At 63.4% G+C, this 6,314-nt stretch carries 6 protein-coding genes; 4 read left to right on the forward strand and 2 right to left on the reverse strand.

All coding sequences use genetic code 11. The features are described 5' to 3' along the window. Window positions 1-31 precede the first annotated feature (31 nt). Window positions 32-832, forward strand: a complete 801-nt coding sequence (locus FJ943_RS24010) for a 3-methyl-2-oxobutanoate hydroxymethyltransferase (protein WP_140725489.1) — start codon at window positions 32-34, stop codon at window positions 830-832. Window positions 833-889: 57 nt separating this feature from the next. Beyond that, window positions 890-1,189 (forward strand): hypothetical protein, encoded by a 300-nt coding sequence (locus FJ943_RS24015; RefSeq protein WP_140725492.1) that lies wholly within the window; start codon window positions 890-892, stop codon window positions 1,187-1,189. Between the two features lie 7 nt (window positions 1,190-1,196). Here FJ943_RS24015 and hutH read toward each other — a convergent pair whose 3' ends face one another. After that, the gene (hutH, locus tag FJ943_RS24020) at window positions 1,197-2,690 is read right to left on the reverse strand and encodes a histidine ammonia-lyase (protein ID WP_140725495.1); all 1,494 of its coding nucleotides are present in this window, start codon (window positions 2,688-2,690) and stop codon (window positions 1,197-1,199) included. Beyond that, the gene (locus FJ943_RS24025; RefSeq protein ID WP_140725498.1) at window positions 2,687-3,688 is read right to left on the reverse strand and encodes an ornithine cyclodeaminase family protein; all 1,002 of its coding nucleotides are present in this window, start codon (window positions 3,686-3,688) and stop codon (window positions 2,687-2,689) included. Before FJ943_RS24025 ends, hutH begins: the two co-directional genes overlap by 4 nt. Before the next feature lie 126 nt (window positions 3,689-3,814). Here FJ943_RS24025 and FJ943_RS24030 point away from each other — a divergent pair, with 126 nt between their 5' ends. Further along, entirely contained in the window at window positions 3,815-5,248 is a 1,434-nt protein-coding gene (locus FJ943_RS24030) for a DHA2 family efflux MFS transporter permease subunit (RefSeq protein ID WP_140725501.1), read from the forward strand. Between the two features lie 269 nt (window positions 5,249-5,517). Continuing rightward, window positions 5,518-6,314, forward strand: a 797-nt coding sequence (locus FJ943_RS24035; protein ID WP_140725504.1) for an ABC transporter permease, incomplete at its 3' end; no start/stop codon positions are given.

A 6,314-nucleotide genomic window follows, 5' to 3' on the forward strand; every position in this document is an offset into this window, starting at 1 on the left:
GCGACGGCAAACAACAGAGGGGAACGCTTTAATGAGCCGAAAGAGACCGACCGTCGCCGATTTGCGCGCCATGAAGGGCAAGCGTCAACTGACCATGCTGCGCGTGCTGACGCTGGACGAGGCCGAGGCCGCCGAACGGGCAGGGGTCGACATCGTCTCGGTGCCGCCCGAACTGGTGCTCAACCCGCGCTACCGCGATGCCGCGCCCAGCCTGTTCACCATGCCGGGCGACAATTTCTTCGAGATCGGCACCGCGGATGATTTCGTGCGCTGGGCCTTCCGGCTCTACAAGGCCGGCGCCGACGCGGTCTATTGCAGCGCGGGCTACGCCACCATCAAGAGGATGGCGGACGATGCCATTCCCGTCATAGGCCATGTCGGCCTCATTCCTTCCCGCGCGACCTGGACCGGCGGCTTCAAGGCGGTTGGCAAGTCCGCCGATACGGCGATGCAGGTGTTCGAAGCGGTCAAGCAACTGGAGGCTGCCGGTGCGATCGGCGCTGAGATCGAGGTGGTACCAGTCGAGGTGGCGAAGGCGATCTCGGAGCGCACCTCGCTGATCATGCTGTCGATGGGCGCGGGTACCGGCTGCGACGCGCAATATCTGTTCGCCGACGACATTCTTGGCCAGAACCGTGGCCACATGCCGCGCCACTCGAAAATCTACCGCAATTTCGCCGCCGAATACGATCGGCTTCAGGCGGAGCGGGTGGCGGCATTTTCCGAATATGTCGCCGACGTCAACAGCGGCGCCTATCCCGAGGACAGGCACATCGTGCATATGGACCCAGCCGAGCTAAAGCTGTTTCTGGACAAGGTAGGCCAGTCGTAAGGTCGCTTGCTGGTATCCTGTGGCCGAGCCACACGATTTTTCGGGAGCAATGCGTCAATGAAAAATGTTCAATTGATCGATGGAGCCATCAATTCGGCGTATAATATCTATGCAGTGTCGGATGAGGACTTTGAATTGATGTTTCCGAACGGTCAGGATATAGAATTCATTGAAGATTTCTTTAAGCGCGTTGGAAGTAAGAGAGGCAGACGATTTCAGGATTCCTTAAATAAGGGTCGACAAAAGAAAACTGAAGTCAACGGAATACATGGAACACTGTTTTATGGGCTGAAGTGGCAGAAGAAGCATCTCTACCCAAATAAAAAATTTTCTGATGACCCTTCGTCGGCATATTGATGGCATGTCAGAAACGGCATAAGGCCTGCCATGTGCCGCCGGTCAGCGCGGCGTAGAGTGCTTCGGCGTAGATGCCGAGAGGCCTGTCTTCCTTCAGGGTTGGGACGAGCCCGCGCACGGCTGTTTGAACCGCTGCGGTGCGTGGCGCCGGCGTCAACCCTTGACGCATATCCACGGCCTGGGCGGCGGCCATCAGTTCGAAGGCGATCAGCCGCCGCCACAGCGCGATCATGTCGGCGCATTTCGAAACCACCAGCGGCGTCTGCGTGGCGTGATCCTCCACGCCTTCCGAAACCGGCAGGAAATCGAGCATCACCGGATTGGCCTTGTGGCGGATGGCAGCCAGGATCGACGTCACCGTTTTTTGCAGCGGCACCAAACCGGCCGAGGCGCCACCGACCGGCGACAGGTATTTGGGCAGGCCGTTGCGGCCCGGGCCGGTGAGCTGGATGAAGCGGGCGGCACTGGCGGCCGCACATTGAGCGATTGCCAGGCTTAGCGTCTCGAAGGCGAGCGCCAGCGAAGCGGTGTGAAAGTTGCCGGTCGACAGCACCAGCTCGTCGTCGCTCAGAACCAGCGGGTTGTCGGCGGCGGCATTGAGTTCGGTCTCGACGGCGCGTCTTGCCTGGCCGATCGCCTCGATCAGCGCGCCATGGATCGAGGGCATGCAGCGGATCGACAGCGGGTCCTGTATGGTGGTGGGCGCGGGCGCTTCGTCGCGGGCGAGAAGATCATGCAGCGCCTTGGCGGCTGCCTGCTGGCCGGCGGCGGGCCGCGCCATGTGCAGGCGGGGGTCCAGGATGGTGCGGTTGGCGCCGAAACCTTCCATGGTCAGCGCGCCGGCCTGGTGCTGCTGGGCAAGAGCCGACAGCGCGTCCGTGACCGCAAGCGCGCCGCCGCCGGCGGAGACGGCGGAAGCGTTGATCAGCGACAGTCCATCCTTGGGCGCCAGGCCGATGGGGCCGAGGCGGGCCATCATCAGTGCCTTGACCGCTGGCATGCGCCTTCCCTGATAATCGGCTTCACCTTCGCCGATCAGCAGGCGGGCGATCGCGGTCATCAGCACCAGGTCGCCGGCGCCAATCGAGCCGAGCGACGGCATCACTGGATGGACGCCGGCGTTGAGGACTTCGATCAAGGCAACGAACACGGCGGGCGACAGGCCGGAGCCACCGGCCGACAACATTGTCAGACGGGCAAGCATGGTGGCGCGCACGGCCTCGACGGGCAGCGCTTCGCCGACCGCCCCGCTGCGGCCCTCGAGTAGCTGGCGCTGGAAGGCGCTGGCGTCACCCTCGACCGATGTGCGAAGATTGGCGCCGAGCCCGGTGTTCAAGCCGTAGATCTGCTGGCCGGAGGCCGCCGCCTGGTCGAGCACCTTTCGCGCCTTCTCCAGCCTGCCGATGACATTGGCTCCGATCTCCACCTTGCGTGCCTCGCGGGCGACGGCGGCGACATCGTCGACACTGACGCCGGCCCCGGTGAGGACGAGCGCGCTCATGCGAAGCGCAGCCTTTGGCCGATGCCTTGCGCCTGCGCCTTGGCCAGCATCGCCTTGCCGAGCGCAATGTCGGACAGCGACAGGCCGCGATGCCAGAAGAGGATGGTTTCGTCGTCGCTCTGCCGTCCCGGCCTGAGGCCGGCGGCGATCTGGCCGAGTTCGGCATGCAGCGTCGTCTCGCTCAGCCGCCCGGTCTCGACATGCGCGCGCAGCGAGCCGAACTTGCCGCCCTTGCACTGGCCCCAGTCGTCGACGACCATCTTCTGCATGATCTCGGTCAGCGACAGCTCCACCGCGCTCATCGTGCCATAGGGAACGACAAGCGCGCCCGGCTTGATCCATTCTGTCTTCAGCAGCGGCTGCGGCTCGGGCAGGCGTGAGGCTTCGACGACGATGTCGGCGCCCTTGACGCAACTCTCCCAGTCGGCGACCGCGGTGACGGGCTTGCCGAGGTCGGCGGAGAGTTTTGCGGCAAAGCCATCGCGGCTTTCTGGGCGACGCGAATGGACGCGGATCTCATCGAAATCGAAGAGATGGTCGAGCAGGCGCACATTCCAGTACGCAGTGCCGCGCGCGCCGATATGGGCGAGCACCTTCGCGTTCTTGCGTGCCAAGTGCTTGGCGCCGATGGCGGTGACGGCGCCGGTGCGCATGTCGGTGATGACCGTGGCGTCGAGAATGGCGCGCGGCGTGCCGGTGCGTGGATCGAACAAATTGAGGATGCCGAATTCCGAGGGCAGGCCGTGAAGATAGTTGTCGACATAGTCGCCAACGATTTTCACGCCGGCCGTGTCGAGCGGCGCGACGTAGCCGCGCAAGACGTTGAAATGGCCGTGGAAGGATGGGTCGGGTTCGAGGTGGACACGCGGCTCGATCACCGTCTGGCCCTTGCCTTGCGCAACGAGCCCGGCCTCGACGGCGTCGATGATCTCGCCATCGGCCATGGCAAGCGCTTCGATGTCGAGGGCGTTGAGGTAGTCGATATAGATAGGCTTCATGCGCGCACGGTTCCTGTTGTTTAAGACCGAGGCCCATTCATTCCATAACAGGCGGCGATGCGACACGAAAGTTTGTTGGTCCATCTCTGGACGCAGTTGGCTAAATGTTGTTGAAACCGACCCGACATGACGTCCATTCCCGAAAATGAAGCCTTGCACGAGACAGCCACGAATTCGCGGCGCGTGGCGCTGATCGTCGCCATCGCCTTCTTCATGCAGCTGCTGGATTCGACGATCATCTCGACGTCGCTGCCGCAGATGGGCGCTTCCTTCGGCGTGCCGGCGGTGGCGATGAGCCTCGGCATCACCGTCTACATGCTTACCATGGCGGTGTTCGTGCCGCTGTCGGGGTGGCTCGCCGACCGGTTCGGCGCGCGTAACATCTTCCTCGCAGCCATCGCGCTGTTCACACTGGCGTCGCTCGCCTGCGGCTTCTCCGGGAGTCTGACCGAATTCGTCGTTGCCCGTGCCGTGCAGGGCCTGGGCAGCGCCTTGATGACGCCGGTCGGCCGCATCCTGGTCCTGCGCAACGCGTCGAAATCCGAATTGCTCAACGCCACGGCGCTGATCACCTGGCCGGCGCTCTTCGCGCCCGTGGTCGGCCCGGTGCTTGGCGGTTTCATCACCACCTATCTGTCCTGGCACTGGAATTTCTTCATCAACATCCCGCTCGGCGCGATCGGGCTGGTGTTGGTCGCCCGCTTCATACCGGGTGATCGTGAAGCCGATCCCAAGCCGCTCGACTGGCCGGGGTTTTTCCTGACGTCGCTGGGGCTCGCCTGCCTGCTCTATGGCCTTGAGCGCATCGCGCATCCGGAGGATGGGGCCTTGCCTACGGTGGGGCTGATCGCGGCGGGGACCCTCGTCGGCTGGCTAGCGGTGCGGCATCTGCGCCGCGCGCCGCATCCGCTGCTCGACCTCTCCTCGTTCAAGGTGCAGACCTTCGCCATCTCGACGCTTGCGGCCGGCACCATCTTCCGGGTGGCGATCAATGCCACGCCGTTCCTTTTGCCGCTGCTGTTCCAGGTCGGCTTCGGCCTATCGCCCGTCGATGCCGGCATGATGATCCTGGCCTATTTCCTCGGCAATCTCGGCATGAAGACGGTGACCACGCCGACGCTGCGTCGCTTCGGCTTCCGCTCGGTGATGGTCGTCAACGGCATCATCGCCTCGGTGTCGATCATGGCCTGCGCGGCGATCTCGCCGCAGACGCCGCAGCCGCTGGTGATGGCGCTGATGCTGATCGCCGGCCTGTCGCGCTCGATGCAGTTCACCGCGCTCAACACGCTGGCCTTCGCTGATATCGCCGCCGCGCAGCGTAGCTCCGCGGCGACCTTGTCCTCGATGCTGCAGCAGGTGGCGATGCTGTTCGGCGTCGCGGTGGCGGCGGCGATCCTCAACCTGTCGCAGATCGCGCGAGACCGGCCGGCGCTCGACCTCGTCGACTTTCGAGCAGCCTTCCTGCTGATCGGCATCATCGGGCTGGTGGCGTCGTTCCGTTTCCTGGTGTTGCCGAGAGGTGCCGGCGCCGAAGTCTCCGGCCACGTTGCCGGGAACTGAATCGAATTTTCCGCCAGATCGCAGGGTTAAATTCCATCTTCGCCTTTCGCCTTGGTGTTGTGCTTCGCCAAGCGCCGAGACGGTGCAAACAATTGTCAAAAGTGCAGGAGTTTCCGGGCATTGCGCCAGACTCGGCAATCAATGCGTCCACTTTGCGAATCTCATCGCCAGCCTACGTTTTGAACGCGGATTCATTTGACGAAGCGGCGTTGAGCCGATTAGCTTTCTCTCCAGGGGTGGCAGCGCTGCCAGCGGGGTGAAAGCAGACAATGAACATGGCCGGCTGGCTGAACTTCAGAAGCCTGAATCAGGAAGGCATTGTCTTTGCCATAGCGGTGGTGCTGTTCGTTGCCGCGGCTATAGGCCTGCCAGGCTTCATCGATGCCAACAATCTGGTCGCCATTATCCGCTCCGTCTCGGTGCTGGGTATACTGGCGCTGGGCATGGCTGTCGTCATCATCGGCCGCGGCATCGACCTGTCGGCGGTTGCGATCATGGCCATGTCGGTCGCCTGGTACCTGCAACTGCTCAACAGCGGAACGCCGGACGGGCTCGCCTTCGCCTATGTGCTGGCCGGCGTGCTCGCCATCGGCTTGCTCAACGGCTTTCTCGTCGCCTACGCCGATGTGCCGGCGATCTTCGTCACGTTGGCGACCGGCTCCTTCGTCTTCGGCTATGTCCGTTCGCAATTGATCACGCAGGACGCCGTGCCGGTGCCGCAGGGCCATTGGGTGGAACTGCTCGGCGGTCTGCGCTTTCTCGACGTCCCGATCGAGGTGTTCGTCTTTGCGGGGCTGGCGTTCCTGTTCTTCCTATTCCTGCGCTGCACCAAATGGGGCCGCTACATCTATTTCGCCGGCGACAATCCGGTCGCGGCGCGCAATATCGGCATTCCGGTGCGGCCGATGCTGGTCCTGCGTTACGTGCTCTCGGCATTCGTCGCCCTGATCGCCGGCCTTTTGACCGCGGCCAGCCTGCATTCGATCAACACGCGTGTCGTCAATTCGACGCTGCTTTACGACATTGTGCTGGTGGCGGTGATCGGCGGCATCGGGCTGTCGGGCGG

Origin of the sequence: Mesorhizobium sp. B2-3-10 (assembly GCF_006442275.1) — a bacterium.
In the GTDB taxonomy this organism is placed as follows: Bacteria; Pseudomonadota; Alphaproteobacteria; order Rhizobiales; family Rhizobiaceae; genus Mesorhizobium; species Mesorhizobium australicum.

What these genes read in the sequence shown, in the direction of transcription:
- FJ943_RS24010 (WP_140725489.1), top strand. Translation starts at nt 32, where the DNA reads ATGAGCCGAAAGAGACCGACCGTCGCCGATTTGCGCGCCATGAAGGGC.
- FJ943_RS24015 (WP_140725492.1), top strand. Translation starts at nt 890, where the DNA reads ATGAAAAATGTTCAATTGATCGATGGAGCCATCAATTCGGCGTATAAT.
- hutH (WP_140725495.1), bottom strand. Translation starts at nt 2,690, where the DNA reads ATGAGCGCGCTCGTCCTCACCGGGGCCGGCGTCAGTGTCGACGATGTC.
- FJ943_RS24025 (WP_140725498.1), bottom strand. Translation starts at nt 3,688, where the DNA reads ATGAAGCCTATCTATATCGACTACCTCAACGCCCTCGACATCGAAGCG.
- FJ943_RS24030 (WP_140725501.1), top strand. Translation starts at nt 3,815, where the DNA reads ATGACGTCCATTCCCGAAAATGAAGCCTTGCACGAGACAGCCACGAAT.